General features: G+C 73.0%; 11 protein-coding genes. 2 read left to right on the forward strand and 9 right to left on the reverse strand.

What is annotated here, in order from left to right:
- Positions 1–3: 3 nt before the first annotated feature.
- Positions 4–1,482 (reverse strand): glutamate--cysteine ligase, encoded by a 1,479-nt coding sequence (locus GA0070620_RS21815; protein WP_091593721.1) that lies wholly within the window; start codon positions 1,480–1,482, stop codon positions 4–6.
- 289 nt (positions 1,483–1,771) lie between these two features.
- Entirely contained in the window at positions 1,772–2,353 is a 582-nt protein-coding gene (locus tag GA0070620_RS21820) for a YceI family protein (protein ID WP_091593724.1), read from the reverse strand.
- 99 nt (positions 2,354–2,452) lie between these two features.
- On the opposite strand from GA0070620_RS21820, the gene GA0070620_RS21825 reads away from it, so the two are divergent.
- Positions 2,453–2,971 carry a MarR family winged helix-turn-helix transcriptional regulator gene (locus tag GA0070620_RS21825; RefSeq protein WP_231921894.1) on the forward strand — a complete coding sequence of 173 codons (519 nt, stop codon included), beginning with the start codon at positions 2,453–2,455 and terminating at the stop codon, positions 2,969–2,971.
- A 323-nt stretch (positions 2,972–3,294) separates the two neighbouring features.
- Here GA0070620_RS21825 and GA0070620_RS21830 read toward each other — a convergent pair whose 3' ends face one another.
- The 3 genes from GA0070620_RS21830 to GA0070620_RS21840 all read right to left on the reverse strand — a co-directional run bounded on the left by GA0070620_RS21830 (position 3,295) and on the right by GA0070620_RS21840 (position 8,789).
- Positions 3,295–5,952 (reverse strand): ATP-binding protein, encoded by a 2,658-nt coding sequence (locus GA0070620_RS21830; RefSeq protein WP_091593728.1) that lies wholly within the window; start codon positions 5,950–5,952, stop codon positions 3,295–3,297.
- Between the two features lie 90 nt (positions 5,953–6,042).
- The gene (locus GA0070620_RS21835; RefSeq protein WP_091593729.1) at positions 6,043–7,191 is read right to left on the reverse strand and encodes an acyl-CoA dehydrogenase family protein; all 1,149 of its coding nucleotides are present in this window, start codon (positions 7,189–7,191) and stop codon (positions 6,043–6,045) included.
- Positions 7,192–7,256: 65 nt separating this feature from the next.
- Positions 7,257–8,789, reverse strand: coding sequence for an acyl-CoA carboxylase subunit beta (locus tag GA0070620_RS21840; protein ID WP_091593731.1), 1,533 nt, complete (start codon positions 8,787–8,789; stop codon positions 7,257–7,259).
- A 174-nt stretch (positions 8,790–8,963) separates the two neighbouring features.
- Here GA0070620_RS21840 and GA0070620_RS21845 point away from each other — a divergent pair, with 174 nt between their 5' ends.
- A complete protein-coding gene (locus GA0070620_RS21845) occupies positions 8,964–9,539 on the forward strand; it encodes a snapalysin family zinc-dependent metalloprotease (protein ID WP_091593733.1) in 576 nt (191 codons plus the stop codon).
- A gap of 138 nt (positions 9,540–9,677) precedes the next feature.
- Here the strand turns inward: GA0070620_RS21845 and GA0070620_RS21850 are convergent, their stop codons facing one another.
- From GA0070620_RS21850 to GA0070620_RS21865, 4 genes are all read right to left on the reverse strand, one after another.
- Positions 9,678–10,592 carry a hydroxymethylglutaryl-CoA lyase gene (locus tag GA0070620_RS21850; RefSeq protein ID WP_091593735.1) on the reverse strand — a complete coding sequence of 305 codons (915 nt, stop codon included), beginning with the start codon at positions 10,590–10,592 and terminating at the stop codon, positions 9,678–9,680.
- A gap of 157 nt (positions 10,593–10,749) precedes the next feature.
- A complete protein-coding gene (locus GA0070620_RS21855; protein WP_091593737.1) occupies positions 10,750–12,087 on the reverse strand; it encodes an acetyl-CoA carboxylase biotin carboxylase subunit in 1,338 nt (445 codons plus the stop codon).
- A 241-nt stretch (positions 12,088–12,328) separates the two neighbouring features.
- The gene (locus GA0070620_RS21860) at positions 12,329–12,928 is read right to left on the reverse strand and encodes a TetR/AcrR family transcriptional regulator (protein WP_091593739.1); all 600 of its coding nucleotides are present in this window, start codon (positions 12,926–12,928) and stop codon (positions 12,329–12,331) included.
- 108 nt (positions 12,929–13,036) lie between these two features.
- The gene (locus tag GA0070620_RS21865; RefSeq protein ID WP_157741689.1) at positions 13,037–15,913 is read right to left on the reverse strand and encodes a hypothetical protein; all 2,877 of its coding nucleotides are present in this window, start codon (positions 15,911–15,913) and stop codon (positions 13,037–13,039) included.
- Between the last annotated feature and the right edge of the window lie 3 nt (positions 15,914–15,916).

Here is a 15,916-nt window from a genome sequence, read left to right on the forward strand (position 1 = left end):
GGGTCAGTCCACCGGCCAGGTGTGCACCGGCTCGTTGCTGCGCTGCAGCTCGGCGTACCGCTGGACCATGTCGTGCAGGGCCGCGGCGCGGTCCATGCCCCGGCGGCGTTCGGCGGCCCAGACCGCCTCGGTCTGCCAGACCGCGCCGTTGCGGCCCGTCCGGCAGCGCTGCTCGATGACGCCGAGCAGCCGGTCCCGTTCGGCCGGCGCGACACCGAACCCGTCCAAGCCGGCGGCGGCCTTGGGCAGCAGGACGTCCAGGACGAGCTGGGTCACCGGCACGTCGCCGAGCCGGGGCCAGTGCAGGACGGCGTCCATGCCACGCCGGGCGGCGGCGTGGAAGTTCTCCTCGGCGGAGCTGAAGGTGAGCTGGCTCCAGATCGGCCGGTCCGCCTCGGCGAGCGCCCGCGCCAGGCCGAAGTAGAAGGCGGCGTTGGCCAGCATGTCCACCACCGTCGGGCCGGCTGGCAGCACGCGGTTCTCGACCCGCAGGTGCGGGCGACCGTCCATGATGTCGTAGACCGGACGGTTCCACCGGTAGACCGTGCCGTTGTGCAGGCGCAGCTCGCCGAGCTGCGGCACACCGCCGGCGTGCAGCACCTCCACCGGGTCCTCGTCCTCACAGATCGGCAGCAGCGGCGGGAAGTAGCGGACGTTCTCCTCGAACAGGTCGAAGATCGAGGTGATCCAGCGCTCGCCGAACCACACCCGGGGGCGTACGCCCTGGGCCTTGAGCTCGTCGGGCCGGGTATCGGTGGCCTGCTCGAACAGGGCGATCCGGGTCTCGGCCCAGAGTTGCCGGCCGTAGAGGAACGGGGAGTTCGCGCCGATCGCCACCTGGACGCCGGCGATGGCCTGGGACGCGTTCCAGTAGTCCGCGAAGCTGTCCGGCGCCACCTGGAGGTGGAACTGGAGGCTCGTGCAGGCCGCCTCCGGCGCGATCGAGTCGGTGTGGGTCTGCAACCGCTCGACACCCCGGATGTCGAGCTCGATGTCCTCGCCCCGGGCGCCGACGATCTGGTCGTTGAGCACCCGGTAGCGCTCGTTGGTGGAGAGATTGTCGGCGACGAGGTGCCCCTCGGTCAGGGTGGGCAGGATGCCGACCAGCACGATCTTGGCGTCCGACTTGGCGGCCCGTTCGTCCGCGCGGGACAGGCTGCTGCGAAGGTCCTGCTCGTAGTCGGCGAAGCCGGCGCCCTCGATCAGCCGGGGCAGCGCGTTCAGCTCCAGGTTGAACTGCCCCAGCTCGGTCTGGAAGAGCGGGTCGGCGATGTTGGCGAGGATCTCCTCGTTGCGCATGGCCGGCTCGGCGGCCGAGTCGACCAGGTTCAGCTCGATCTCCAGCCCGGTCATCGGCCGGTCGGCGTCGAAGCCGAAGTCGTCCAGCATCAGCGCGAAGACGTCCAGGCAGCGCCGGACCTTCTGCCGGTAGCGGACCCGGTCCTCGCGGGTGAAGGCGCCCTGCGAGACGTCCCTGCCCATGTGTCCTCCCGGCACGAGGCGCGGTCGGGACGGTGCCGCCCCGGACGCGCGTTGTCAGCCATCACGGTAGAAGCGCCCACCGCGCCAGGACCAGAGGCGGGCTCGGGTATCCGGCGTGGAGGCGGCCCCGGGCGGAACCCGGGTGTGCGCTCCCGTCGGCATCTCTACCCCGCCTGACCTGCCCACCACCGTCCGAGTCGGCGAACAGGTCGTGACAATTCGCACGTACGACGACGCCGGGCCCGCGCCGACGTGCGGCGCGGGCCCGGCGTACGGAGATCCGGTGGGATCAGGCCTGGCGGATGGCCTCGCCCTCGATCTCGATCTTGATCTTGCGGCTGACCAGCACGCCGCCCGTCTCCAGGGCGACGTTCCAGGTCAGACCGAACTCCTCACGGTCGATCTCGGTGCTCGCGGAGAACCCGAAGATGTCCTGACCGAAGGGGCTGCGGCCCACGCCCTCGAACTCGACCTCCAGCTCGACCGGCCGGGTGACGTCCTTGACGGTCAGCTCGCCGACGAGCACGAACTCGTTGCCGCTGTGGGACTTGACGCCGGTGCTGCGGAACTCCAGCGTCGGGTACTTCTCGACGTCGAGGAATTCGCCGCTGCGCAGGTGCCCGTCCCGGTCGGCCTGGTTGGTGTCGATGCTGGCGGCCTGCATGGTCGCGGTGACCGAGGACTCCAGCGGGTTCTCGGCGACGGTGATCGTGGCGGTGGCGTCGGCGAACTGCCCGCGGACCTTGCTCACCATCATGTGGCGCGCGACGAAGCCGACCCGCGCGTGCGCGGCGTCCAGCAGGTAGGTGCCGGGGGTGGGGATGGTGAGACCCTCCCAGTCGCGGGTGACCGACTCGGTGCTGCTGGTCATGGCGCTTCTCCTCCAGGGATGTTGAACGGCCCAACAACTGCCGGCAGCAACTATAACTGTCGCAATATTCCCCGTGTCAAGTACTGGTACGATGAACGGGTGAACAACGAGTTGGACGACCCTCGGATCACCGCCGTCGGTCTCCTCTACGAGGTGCACTCCGGGCTCTCCGCCCGGTTCGCCGCCCAGTTCGAGGAGCATGATCTCTCCTCGGTCGAGTTCGAGGTGCTGACCCGGCTGGCCCGGTCACCCGACAACCGGCTGCGGATGACCGACCTCGCGGCACAGACCTCCCTGTCCACCAGCGGCGTGACCCGCGTGGTCGACCGGATGGAGCGCGACGGTCTCCTCGTGCGCAGCGCCTGTCCCACCGACCGGCGCAGCTCGTACGCCGTCGTCACCGCCGCCGGCATGCAACGGCTGGAGGACGTGCTCCCCGGGCATCTGCGCATCATCGAGGAGTGGTTCACCGGTCAACTCGACCCGGAGGGCCTGCGGGCGCTGCTGGACGGGCTGCGGCGGGTGCGCGACGCCGTGCACCCCTGCGCGACCGCCGGCAGCGTCGGCCACCCGGAGGACCAGCCGGCCGACGATCCGGCCGCCGCGCCCCCTCGCTGATCCGGTCCGGGAGCCACTTCCCGGTGACCGGCTCCTGGCGCTCGGTCGCGCCGCCGGTATCGACCGGCAGAAAGACCGGCAGAACTGCCGATGTCACTCGGACACAGGCCCCTACATCGGACAAACCGCGTCGTCATCGGTGGCTAGTGTGCGACGAGCGGGGATTCACCGGGGGGTGACGGCGCGGGCGAACAGCGAGGGGTAGCAACAGGGGGCTCTTCGCTCGCGCCACCCCGGCCCCGTGCCGTCTCGCGATCGCCCCGCCGGCCCGTGTTCCCACCGCCCGGCCCGGGCCCCCGGCTCGGCCCGCCCGTGACGCACGTTCAGTGGCTCGGGCCGCCCCAGGTCACGACCAGCGCGTAGAGCAGACCCTCCTCCTGCGGCAGCAGTCGGATCCCGTCCTCCTGGCACGCCCGATCCAGGCGGTCCAGCACCGCCGGGTCGCCGGTGCTGGCGGCCAGCCCGACCAGCGCCTCGACCACGTCCCGCCGGTCCTGCCCCTCCGCGCCCGCCTCGACGGCCGCCGCGAACCACTCCGCCGCCAGCTCCCGGTCGCCCCGGTGCAGCGCGAGGTTGCCCTCGATCAGCGCGCAGATGCCCTCCTCGGGGTGGGCGCCTCCGCTCCACCCACCCGGGTGGACGGTCTGCGACGCGGTCCGCTGCCGGGGCACGGGGTTGTCCCGCCGAGTCGGCCGCCCGACCGTCGTCGGCCCGAACGCGCGCAGCTCCGCCAGGACCTCGACGGCCTCCGCCGCGCGCCCGTCCTGGGCGAGCGCCATGCCGACCCGACCGAGCACCCGGCGCCGATGGCCGGGGTCACCCAACTCCGCGAGCATTGCCGCCGCACGGCGGCCCTGGTCGACGGCGTCGGCGTACCGGCCCTCGAGGCGCGCCACCTCGGCCAGGTTGGCCAGCGCCAGCACCCGGAGCCGCCGCTCGCCACACTGGACGGCGAGCCGGTCCACCGCGGCGAGGCGACGGCGGGCCGCCGTGAGGTCGGCGGCCCGAAGCTCGTGCCAGGCGAGATGGTTCTGCGCCACCGCCATGTCGCGGATCCGCCCGTTGCGCGCGGCCAGCCGCAGCACCGACTCCGCCTGATCCCGCGCCTCGTCCTGCTGCCCGGCACCGACCAGCAGGACGCCGAGCACCGTACGCGCGGCCAGCTCGCCGGTCACGTCGCCCACCCGACGGAACACGTCGAGGGCATCGCGCGCCGTGGGCACCTCCTCCCCACCCGCCCCGTGCTCGGCGGCGAGCTGGGCCACCCCGACCGACGCCCACGCCCGCAGCAGCGGATCGGCGTCGGCGGTCCGCGGATCGGCCAACAGCCGGCGCAGCCACTGCCGTCCGGCCACGTCCCGACCCCGGAACCGCCACCAGCGGGACAGCCCCGCCGCCAAGCGCAGGGCGGTCATCGGGTCGTCGTTGGCCGCGTGGGCCAGGGCGGAGCTGATGTCACTGCTCACCTCGTCGAGCCGGCGTACCGCCTCGGGAAGCCGGGCGCCGACCAGATCCGGGGCGGTGCGCACCACCAGACGGGCGATCACCGCCGCGTGGCGACGCCGGATGCAGGTCAACTCTCCGGCGGCCGCCGCCTGCTCGGCGGCGAAGTCACGGACGGCGTCGAGCAGGCGGAACCGGAGCCGCCCGGAGCCCCGTACGCCCAACAGGCCGAGCTCCGCGAGCCGGTCCAGCAGCGGCACCGGGTCGACGGCGACCGTCCCGTCCGGATCGTCGTCGGCGGCGAGCATCTCCTCCGCCAGGTCCACCGACCAGCGGTTGCCGAACGCGGCCAGCCGGCGGAGGGCGGCCCGCTCGTCCGGGGCCAGCAACCGGTAGCTGGCCGCCACCGCGTCGCGCAGGGTGACCGCCACCGCCGGGCGGGACGGGTCCGGGCCGAGGGGCCGCTCCCATCCGGGGTGCGGCCCGCCGTCGCCGGGCGCGGCCAGGTCGAGGACGCGGTCGCCGTACCGGTCGAGCAGCTCGGTGAGGTCGAGGATGCGGCCCCGGGCGGCCATCAGCTCGATGGCGAGCGGCAACCCGCCGAGCCGCCGGACCAGCGCGGCCAGGGCGGGCAGTTCGTCGGGGGCGGGCGGCTCGCGGCGTACCTGGGCGAGACGGGCGGTGAACAGCGCGACCGCCGGCCAGGCGGCCAGCGCCGCCGACCCGGATCGGTCGGCCTCCGGCGGCGGCACCTCCAGCGGTACGACCGGCCAGACCCGCTCGCCGGGCAGGCCGACCGGATGCCGGCCGGTGACCAGCACCCGCAGCGACGGCACCGCGGCCACCAGCCGGTGCACCGCCTCGGCCACCGGGTCGGCCGCGCGCTCGGCGGCGTCGACGAGGAGCAGCGCCGGGCGGCCGGCCACCCGGGCGGTCAGCTCCGAGACACGGGCCGCGCCGTGGACGGCCACCGAGGCGGCGAGTACGTCCGGCCCGTCCGAACCCTCGCCGATGAGGACCCCCGCCACGCCACCGGGGTGGTTGCCGGCGACGGAGTGCGCCACGGTCAGGGCCAGCGCGGTCTTGCCCACGCCGGCCAGCCCGACCAGGCTCACCAGCCGGGGGCCCGTCTCGTCGCTGAGCATGTCCACGAGTTCGGCCACGTCACGGTCCCGCCCGATCAGCTCGACGGGCGGCGGTAGCGCGATCGGCGCGCCCGCCGAGACCGGTTCACCGCCGTCGGCCGGGGCGGGTGGCGCGGCGGACGGCGCCTCGGCGGACGGGCCCCGGGCGGCCGTGACGAAGGCCGCCCGGGTGGCACCGTCGAGGTCGAGCGCGTCGGCCAGCAGGTCGACCGTCGTCCGCTGCGGTCGGGAGGAGCGGCCGCGCTCCAGGTCACGCACGGTCCGTACGCCGACGCGGGCGCGGGCCGCCAGCTCGGCCTGGGTCAGCCCGGCGGCCAGCCGGTGCCCACGCAGCAGGTCCGGCAGACCGACACGACCACCCTGAGCGGTCGATCGATCATTTGCCGGAGTCATGGGGTGGAAGGTTACGGATCGGGTCCGACCTCCGGCAGTCGAGCGTCGGGCTGCCGACGCGCCGGTGCCGATTTCCGACAGCGGCGCCCGTCAGAGACCGAGGTCGCGGGCGATGATCATCCGCTGGACCTCGCTGGTGCCCTCGCCGATCTCCAGGATCTTGGAGTCCCGCCAGAAGCGGGCGACCGGGTACTCGTTCATGAAGCCGTAGCCGCCGTGGATCTGGGTGGCCTCGCGCGCGTTGTCCACGGCGATCGTGCTTGCGTGGAGCTTGGCGATGGCCGCCTGCCGCTTGAACGGCTCGCCCGCGAGCATCCGCGCCGCCGCGTCGTAGTAGGCGAGCCGGGCGGTGTGCGCCTTCGCCTCCATGTCCGCGATCTTGAATTGGATCGCCTGGTAGCTGCCGATCGACTGGCCGAAGGCCTGCCGCTCCTTCGCGTACCTCAGCGACTCGTCCACACAGCCCTGGGCGAGGCCGACCGCCAGCGCGGCGATGGCGATGCGCCCTTCGTCGAGGATGCGCAGGAACTGCGCGAAGCCCCGGCCCCGCTCGCCGAGCAGGTTGCCGGCCGGCACCCGGCAGTCGTCGAAGGTCAGCTCGTGCGTGTCGGACGCGGTCCAGCCGACCTTGGAGTAGCCGGGCGCGACGGTGAAGCCGGGGGTGCCGTTGGGGACGATGATCGTGGACAGTTCCTTGCTGCCGTCCGCGCGGACCCCGGTCACCGCGGTGACCGTCACCAGGGCGGTGATGTCCGTGCCCGAGTTGGTGATGAACGCCTTGGAGCCGTTGATGACCCACTCGTCACCGTCCAGCACGGCGCGGGTCTGGGTGCCGCCCGCGTCGGAGCCGGTGCCCGGCTCGGTGAGCCCGAACCCCGCCAGTGCCTCACCGCTGAGCAGCTTCGGCAGCCACTGCGCCTTCTGCTCGGCCGTGCCGAAGCGGTAGATCGGCATGGCGCCGAGGGAGACGGCGGCCTCCAGCGTGATCGCCACGCTGGAGTCGACCCGGGCCAACTCCTCCAGAGCGAGGCAGAGCGCGAAGTAGTCGCCGCCCATGCCCCCGTGCTCCTCCGGGAAGGGCAGCCCGAACAGGCCCATCTTGCCCATCTGCCGGATCACCTCGTACGGGAAGGTGTGCTTCTCGTAGTGCTCGGCGATGACCGGAGCGACCACCTCGCGGGCGAAGTCCCGCACACTCTCCCGCAGTGCCTCTTGCTCCTCGGTGAGCCGGAAGTCCATGGGTTCCTCCTGGGGGACGGGTCCGCCGGGCGCTCGTGACGCCGGCCGGGACGGGTCGGTGCGGGTCAGACCGGGGTGACGCCGTGCCGGCGCCGCGAGAAGTGCCGTTCTTTGCCGCGCGCGGCGGTGAACCGGCGGACCAACTCGTCCCGCAGGTCGTGCGGTTCAACGATCGCGTCGACGACCAGTTCGCTGGCGAGCCGGACGATGTCGATGTCGCGCTCGTACTCCGCGCGCTTGGCGGCCACGAACGCGGCCCGCTCGGCCTCGTCCTCGATCGCGGCGATCTTGTTGGCGTAGACGGCGTTGACCGCGGCCTCCGCGCCCATCACGGCGATCTTGGCCGTGGGCAGGGCGATCGTGGCGTCCGGCTCGAAGCCCGGCCCGGCCATCGCGTAGAGGCCGGCGCCGTACGCCTTGCGGACCACGACGCAGATCTTCGGCACGGTGGCCTCGGAGATCGCGGTGATCATCTTGGCGCCGTGCCGGATGATGCCCTGCTTCTCCACCGCGCTGCCGACCATGAACCCGGGCACGTCGCTCAGGAAGAGCAGCGGCACGTTGAACGCGTCGCAGAGCTGCACGAACCGGGTCGCCTTGTCGGCGGAGTCGACGAAGAGCACGCCGCCCTTGAACATCGAGTTGTTGCCGACCACGCCGACGACCTGGCCGTTCAGCCGGCCGAAGCCGATCGTCAGCTCCTTGGCCCACAGAGCCTGGATCTCGAAGAAGGAGCCCTCGTCGAGCAGGCCCTTGACGTACCTCCGCATGTCGAACGCCTGCCGCTCGCTCGCCGGCACCAGCGCGGCGAGGTCGGCCTTCTCCGGCGCGGGCGTGGCCGCGGCGGTCGGCGGCTCCTGCGTCCAGTTGGCCGGCAGGTAGGACAGGTAGCGTCGCACCACGTCGAGGGCCTCGGCCTCGGTCTTGCAGAGGAAGTGCCCGACACCGGACTCGGCGCAGTGGACCTTGGCGCCACCCATGGCTTCGAGGGTGGTCTTCTCGCCGGTGACCATCTCGACCATCCGGTCGGAGCCGAGGTACATGCTCGCGTTACCGTCGACCATGGCGACCACGTCGCAGAACGCCGGAATGTACGCCCCGCCGGCCGCGCTCGGGCCGAACAGCGCGCAGACCTGCGGGATCGAGCCGGACGCGCGGACCTGGTTCCAGAAGATCTTGCCGGCGCCGCGACGGCCGGGGAAGAGCTCTACCTGGTCGGTGATCCGGGCGCCGGCCGAGTCGACCAGGTAGACCATCGGCACGCCGGTCGCGTAGGCCCGCTCGATGATCCGGATGATCTTCTCGACGGTACGCGCGCCCCAGCTGCCCGCCTTGACGGTCGAATCGTTGGCCATCAGGCACACCTGGCGGCCGTCGATCGTGGCGGTGCCGGTGACCACGCCGTCGGCGGGCAGGCCCTCGGCCATCGCGTTGGCGTAGAGGCCGTCCTCGACGAAGCTGCCCTCGTCGACCAGCAGCGCGACCCGCTCCCGCGCGAACAGCTTGCCCTTGGCGGCGTTCGCCGCGTGGTACTTGTCCGCCCCGCCGGCGCGGGCGCGCTTGCGCAGCTGCTCCAGTGCCTCACCGTCGAGCGTCACGCCGACTCCCTCGCCGTACCGACCTGAACGATCGTTAGGCTATCGCATTCCGGCGACGTCGGACCACCCGGAGGCCGGGCCTCGCGCGAGCGACCGTCGGCTCGACGCGAGACATTGAAATTAATGGATGTATATGTCTAGGCTCCTGACACCCCCTTCCGAATGGAGTCAGAGATGACCTCTCGCATCAAGCGGTTCGCCGCCGCGTCGATCACGACGGCGGTCGCCACCCTCGGCGTCACGGTCGCCAACCCGTCGCCCGCCGCCGCCGCCATGACGATCTGCTACAACACCAGCCAGGCGCCCAGCTACGCCAGCATCGCCAACCAGGCCGCCTCGATCTGGAACAACGCCACCTCGAACCTGACGCTCACCGCCAACTGCGGCAGCAACCTGCGGATCTACCAGATCACCGGCGGTGGCTCGTACGCCGTGCGGACCAGCCTCGGCAACGGTCGCGTCTACATCGACACCCAGCAGGCTCAGCAGTACAGCCCACTGCGGATCATGACCCACGAGATCGGGCACATCCTCGGCCTGCCCGACAACTACAACGGGAACTGCGCGATCCTGATGTCCGGCGGCAGCGCCGGCACCAGCTGCACCAACCCCTACCCGAGCAGCACCGAGGCGAACCGGGTCACCAACCTCTTCGCCGGCACCCGCAGCGGCGCCGCCGAGCGCGCCGCCGACGCCGGAGCCACGATCTTCCAGGACAGCTGGCCGGCCGCGCCGGCGACGGTGGGCTGACGTCCCGTCCCGACCGTGGACGCCGGAGGGGCTGGCACACGAGCGGCCCCTCCGGCGTCGCCGTCGGTCACGCGGAGCCGACCCCTGCGGCGTCGCCGTCGGTCACGCGGGGCCGGCTTTTCGACGATCCGGCCGCTGTTACGCGGCGGTCAGGCGAGTGCGGGGGCCGGCGCGGAGCACGCCGGACGGGAGCTGCCGACCGACCAGCCGCTCGGCCAGCTCCGCCGCCTCGACGAGCGCGTCCAGGTCGATCCCGGTGTCGATGCCCATGTCGTGCAGCATGTGCACCGCCTCCTCGGTGGCCAGGTTGCCGCTCGCGCCCGGCGCGTACGGGCAGCCGCCGAGGCCGCCGACGCTCGCGTCGAACTCCGTCACCCCGAACTCCAGGGCGGTGAGCAGGTTGGCCAGGGCGGCGCCCCGGGTGTTGTGGAAGTGCAGGAGCACGGGAATGTGGGCGTTGCGATCGCGTACCGCGGTCAGCAGGTCGCGGACCCGCCGGGGCGTACCCATGCCGGTGGTGTCGCCGAACGCGACCCGGTCCGCGCCGTCGCGGACCACGCGGTCGACGATGCCGGCGACCCGCCGCGGGTCGATGTCCCCCTCGTAGGGGCAGCCGAAGCTGGTCGCCACGATCACCTCGGCCCGGGCGCCCGCGCCGTGCAGCAGGTCGATCAGCTCGGCGATGTCGTCCAGCGACTGCTCGGTGGACCGGTTGACGTTGCGCCGGTTGTGCGTGTCGCTCGCCGAGACGACCACCTCGATCTCGGTGAACCCGGCAGCCAGGGCACGCTGCGCCCCGCGTGTGTTCGGCACCAGCGCCGAGTAGCGCACGCCGTCGGCCTTCCGCGCGCGCTGCCACACCTCGTCCGCGTCGGCCATCTGCGGGATCGCCTTCGGGTGGACGAAGGACACCGCCTCGATCCGCTTCACGCCGGTGCCGGAGAGGGCGTCGAGCAGTCGCACCTTGGCGTCGGTCGGGATCGGATCCTCGTTCTGCAGGCCGTCGCGGGGCCCGACCTCACGGATCGACACGGAGTTCGGCAGGCTCGTCATAAGGGGTCACCTCACTGTGACGCGGTGCTGGTCCTCGGTACCCCCAGCATGTCACCCCCGCCCGGTCTCGCGTGATCATGAAGTTATTGCCCTCCGCATCGGCGTGTCGCGGCAATAACCTCATGATCACCACGCGGGTGTGCGGGTGGCGCGGGGGTCAGCGGAGGCGGGTGACTATGGCGGTGTCGTAGTCGCCGCTGAGAAACTCGGGGTTCTCCAGCAGCTCGGCGAAGAAGGGCAGGTTGCACTTCGGGCCGCTGATCTCGAAGGCCGCCACCGCCGCCTTCGCCCGCTCGATCGCCTCGGCCCGGTCGGCGCCGCTGACGATCAGCTTGGCCATCAGGCTGTCGTAGAACGGGGTGACCGTGTTGCCCGCGACGTACCCGGAGTCGACCCGGACCCCCTCGCCGACCGGCTCGTTCCACACGCTGACCACACCCGGGCCGGGCAGGAAGCGCTTCGGGTCCTCGGCGTTCACGCGCAGCTCGATGGCGTGACCTCGCGGAGTCAGGGCGTCCGGGTCGAACGTCGGGGCGAGACCCGACGCCACCCGCAGCTGCTCCTCCACCAGGTCCAGGCCGTAGACCAGCTCGGTCACCGGGTGCTCCACCTGCAGCCGGGTGTTCATCTCCAGGAAGAAGAACTCGTTCGTACCCGGGTCGAAGAGGCACTCCACCGTGCCCGCGTTGCGGTAGCCGACCGCCTCACCGGCGCGTACCGCCGCCGCCAGGAACCGGTCCCGCAGCTCCGGCGTGAGCGCGGGGGACGGCGACTCCTCGACGAGCTTCTGGTTGCGCCGCTGCACCGAGCACTCCCGCTCGCCGAGCGCCACGACCCGACCGTCGGCGAGGCCGAGGATCTGCACCTCGACGTGGCGTACCCGGGGGAAGTAGCGCTCGATCAGCACCGATCCGTCACCGAACATCCGCTCGGCGAACGCGCGCACCTTGTCGTACTCGGTGGTCAGCGCAGCCTCGTCGACCGCCACGCTCATGCCCATGCCGCCACCGCCGGCCGCGGCCTTGACCATGACCGGGTAGCCGATCTCGGCCGCCGCGGCGACAGCGGCCGCCAGGTCGGCCGCCGGCTCGGTGGTGCCGGGCGCGACCGGGACGCCGGCCGCCGCCATGAGGTTCCGGGCATTGATCTTGTCGCCCATCGCGTCGATCGCGTCGGCGCCGGGTCCGACCCAGATCAGGCCGCTCGACTCGACCGTACGGGCGAAGTCCGCGTTCTCCGACAGGAACCCGTAGCCGGGGTGGATGGCCTGCGCTCCGGTCGACTTGGCGGCGGCGAGGATCGCCTCGGTGTTGCGATAGCTCTGCGCCGGGTTGGCCGGGCCCACGCAGACCGCCTCGTCGGCCTCGGTGACGAAGGGCAGGTCGGCGTCGGCTTCGGAGTGCACCGCGATGGCGCGGACACCGAGCCGCTTGGCGGTACGGATGATCCGGCGGGCGATCTCGCCCCGGTTGGCCACCAGCAGTGACTCGATCATGGTTCCTCCCCAGTGTCCAGATGTCGGGACGCCTGTCAGGAAACCATGCCACCCCCGCCCTCCACGAGCACCCCCACCCGACCCCGGATCGGCGCGCACGGCTCGGCTCGGGCCCGCCCTGACTCGGTGATCAAGAGGTTTGCGTCAGGATCCGGCCGGATCCTGACGCAAACCTCTTGATCACCGGGGCGAGACGAGGGCCGGAGGCGGGAGGCGGGGGGCGGGGGGGTGGGGGGTGGGGTTAGGCCAGGAGGGCGGCCAGGGTGGCGCCGCGGAGCAGTTCGGCGCGGCGGCGACGGTCGACCTCGCCACCGAGGAACGGTGTTGAGTTCATGAGGCCGAACGCGGCGTGTGCCAGCACCCGCGCCTCACCGGCCGACATGCCGGGGTGCAGGGCGGTGAGCACGGTGACCCACTCCTCGACGTACATCCGCTGGAGCCGGCGGATGCGACGGCGCGGCTCGTCGGGGAGCCGGTCCAGTTCGTGCAGGTGCAGTGCGATGACCGCCGGGTTGGCCAGGGCGAAGTCGACGTGGAAGTCGATCAGCGACTCCAACGCGCCGCGAGGGTCGTCGGGGTGGCCGGCGGCGCGCTCCCGCCCGCCGGCGAGCAGCCCCTCGCTCACCGGGATGAGCGCGGCGACCAGCATCGCCTCCTTGCCGGCGAAGTGGTGGTAGAGCGCCGGGCCGGTGACGCCGGCGGCCGCGCCGATGTCGTCCATCGAGACGCCGTGGTAGCCGCGGGCTGCGAAGAGACCGACCGCGATCTCCAGGATCTCGTCCTTGCGGGAGCGGCGACGACCCGCGCCCGCCGCGCCCCGTGCCTGCTGCTCCACGCTCACCGGGCAAGCGTAGACCTGTGGCAGCGCGAGGTGGAGGCGTGGTTACCGGGCGGTTGATCACACCTCACCGGGGCGGGCAGGCCCACCGGCCCGCCCGCCCCGCCTCGGTCAGTGCTCGTGGTCGAGCCCGTGCTCCGCGCGCAGCGCGTTCGCCTCGTCCGGGCGGCCCAGTTCGTCGAGGGCCCTGGCGAGCAGCCAGGCGGCCTGCTGTGCCGGACCGCGGCCGGCGGGCAGCCCGCGCAGCACGTCCCGCAGCACCCGCTCCGCCTCGTCCGGCCGGCCCAGCCGCAGCAGCAGTTCGCCGCCGAACACCTCGCTCTGCGCCGCCTCGCCGAACGCCTCGATCGACCGGAGCCGCTCGGGAACCCCGGCCAGCCGGTCCAGCGCCGCGTCCTCCCGGTCGTCGGCGGCCAGCACCCGCGCGCCGGCCTCGGCGGCGAGCGCCAGCTCGTACGTCTCCGGCGGCGACAGGTCCGCCCCACCGGCGACGGTCGCCGCGAGACGGTCCAGCACCTCCAGCGTGCGCGCCGCCGCCGCGCCGTCGCCGGACCAGAGCCACGCGTGCACCTCCCGGCGGCGCACCCGAAGCTCGTCCAGGCGCAGCCCGGCCAGCTCGTACGCCCGCGCGGCCGCCCCGAACCGCTGCGCGGCCAGGGCGTCGCGGTCGGCGTCGTAGAGGATCCCGCCGGCCTCCTCCAGCACCTGACCCCGGTGCGGCAGGGTGTCGGGGCCGTCGAAGTTGGCGGCGAGCTGGTCGAGCAGCACCAGCGCCGGGTCGATCTCGCCGAGGCTCTGGTAGACGCCGGCGAGCAGGTGCCGACAGCGGTCCGCCTCGGCCTGCGCGCCGAGCCGGTCGAGCCCGAGCACCGCCTCCTCGGCGACCTCGGCCGCCTCGCCGAGCCGTCCGGCCACGCGGTACGCGTTCGCCAGCTCCCAGCGCAGGAACGCGTCGCCCTCCGCCCCCTGCTCCACGCAGAGCGTCACGGCCTCCGCGAAGTCGTCCACCGCCTCGCCCGCGCGTCCGGCCCCCATCAGCGCCCGGCCCCGCGCGACCCGGACGGGCAGCAGCGCGGCGGTGGGCGCCACGCGCAGGGCCTCGTCGCAGGCGTCGACCGCCTCCTCCGGGTCGTCGGTGGCCCGGGCGTACGCGAGGGAGGCCGTCATCAGCAGCTCGCCGACGCCCAGCTCCCGGGCCAGCTCACGGCTGTGCGCGGCCGCCGCCCGGAACTCGTCCTCCCGTTCCAGCTCCTCGAGCAGGTGCGTACGGTGCAGGGCCACCCGCAGTGCCAGGTACGGGTCGCCACCGGCGTCGGCCGGCACCCGGTCGAGCGCGGCGAGCGCCTCGGCCCAACGCCGCCCGTGCACCAGCGCCAACACGACACGATCGTGCCCAGCGGTGCGTCGCTGGGCGTCACCGATCGTCTCCAGCGCCTCGGCGGCGGCCGTGGCCAGCGCCAACCCCTCCTCCGCGCCCTCCTCGGTCATGCTGAGCAGCACCCCGAGCCGACCGGCCACCATGTGGGCCCGGACATCGTCGCCCAGCTCGCGGTACGCCGACAGCGCCGTTCGCGCGGTCTCGACCGCGGCCGGGTTGTCCCCGGCGTCGGTCAGCTCGGCCGATCGCAGCTCCGTCCGGTGCGCGACGGTCGCCGGGGGCAGCTCGGAGCCGGCGAACCGCTCGTCGTACGCGGCCAGCGCGGCCCGGAACGTGTCCCGGTCGTGCCGTCGCCAGTGGTCCTCGGCGAGGTCCAGCAGGTCGTCGGGGCTCGCGTCGGCGGGCACCTCGACCGGGGCGGGCGGCACCGCGACGGCGTCGTCGGCGGGCGCCGCGCCGCCGGCTCCGGCCGGGCCGGCCGCGACGGTGGCGGGCCGGCGGCGCAGGCTCGCCGAGAGCGGCAGGTGCGCACCGGTCGGTCGGGTCGTCAGTCGGGCGGCGACCAGCGCGGACTGGTGAGCGGTGCCGTTGCGGGCGTCGAACCGGGCGGCCAGGGCGGTAGCGGTGTCGGCCAGTTCGTCGGCGAGCTGGGCCGCCGGGACATCGGCGGCCGGTCGGTCGCCCGCCGCCCGCCGGTAGACGGCCAGGTCGCCGTCGACCTGGCGCAGCGCGGCGGCCGCGGCGGCGGCGAAGTGCATGGCGGCTGCCGGCGAGGGCGCCCGGTCCAGCCAGTCGAGGTGCCGCTCGACCAGTTCCAGGGCGCGCGCCTCGTTGCCGGTCAACGTGCAGAACTCGACGTGCTGGCCGATGTCCCACAGGTCCGAGAGGTTGCCGCGCTGCCGCCGGTACGCCTCCCGGTGCGCGCTGCGGGCCTCGTCGTGCCGGCCGGTGCGCAGGTACGGCAGGAGCAGCGCGGTCAGGATCGCCTGCGGCTGCTCGTTGCAGCTGAGGCGCCCGGCGAGCACCGGCTCGGCGAGCGTCACCGCGTCGGCGTACGCGTCGGTGTCCGTCAGGTACTGCACCTGGGTGGTCGGGTCGCAGCCGGCGCAGTCGCTGAGGTCGTCACGCGGGGTGGTCTGCCAGAGCCGATACCAGTGGGCGGCGGCCTCGGTGTCACCGATGTGGTCGGCGACCCGGAACCGGTGCTTGTGGACGGCCTGGAGACTCTGCCCGCCGGCTCGGTAGCGCCGTTCCATGTCGTCGAGCACGGCGTACGTGCGGTCGAGTGGCACCTCCGGGAACGTCAACATCCCGTTGACCATGTATTTGAAGTGCCAGAGCAGCTGGCGGGCGTGCCGTGCGTGGTAGGGCTGCGGGTCCCGGTCGAACTCGGAGAGGCACCAGGAGAACGTCACGAAGGACTTGGCCGGCTCGCCACCGTAGATGTAGGCGGTGGTCGCCTGCATCCGGGTGGTGAAGGCCAGGTGCCGGTCGTCGGCCGCGTCGACCCGCCGGAGCAGCTGTTCCAGGGCGGCGATCTGCCCGGCCCCGTACGGCATGCCGTTGACCTCGCGCAGCAGCCGCCACAGGTCATCTTCGCTGGTGGTCACCGC

Origin of the sequence: Micromonospora krabiensis, from assembly GCF_900091425.1 — a bacterium.
Lineage (GTDB): Bacteria > Actinomycetota > Actinomycetes > Mycobacteriales > Micromonosporaceae > Micromonospora > Micromonospora krabiensis.

Coding starts and splice junctions, on each gene's coding strand:
- GA0070620_RS21815 (WP_091593721.1), bottom strand. CDS start 1,482: ATGGGCAGGGACGTCTCGCAGGGCGCCTTCACCCGCGAGGACCGGGTC.
- GA0070620_RS21820 (WP_091593724.1), bottom strand. CDS start 2,353: ATGACCAGCAGCACCGAGTCGGTCACCCGCGACTGGGAGGGTCTCACC.
- GA0070620_RS21830 (WP_091593728.1), bottom strand. CDS start 5,952: ATGACTCCGGCAAATGATCGATCGACCGCTCAGGGTGGTCGTGTCGGT.
- GA0070620_RS21835 (WP_091593729.1), bottom strand. CDS start 7,191: ATGGACTTCCGGCTCACCGAGGAGCAAGAGGCACTGCGGGAGAGTGTG.
- GA0070620_RS21845 (WP_091593733.1), top strand. CDS start 8,964: ATGACCTCTCGCATCAAGCGGTTCGCCGCCGCGTCGATCACGACGGCG.
- GA0070620_RS21850 (WP_091593735.1), bottom strand. CDS start 10,592: ATGACGAGCCTGCCGAACTCCGTGTCGATCCGTGAGGTCGGGCCCCGC.
- GA0070620_RS21855 (WP_091593737.1), bottom strand. CDS start 12,087: ATGATCGAGTCACTGCTGGTGGCCAACCGGGGCGAGATCGCCCGCCGG.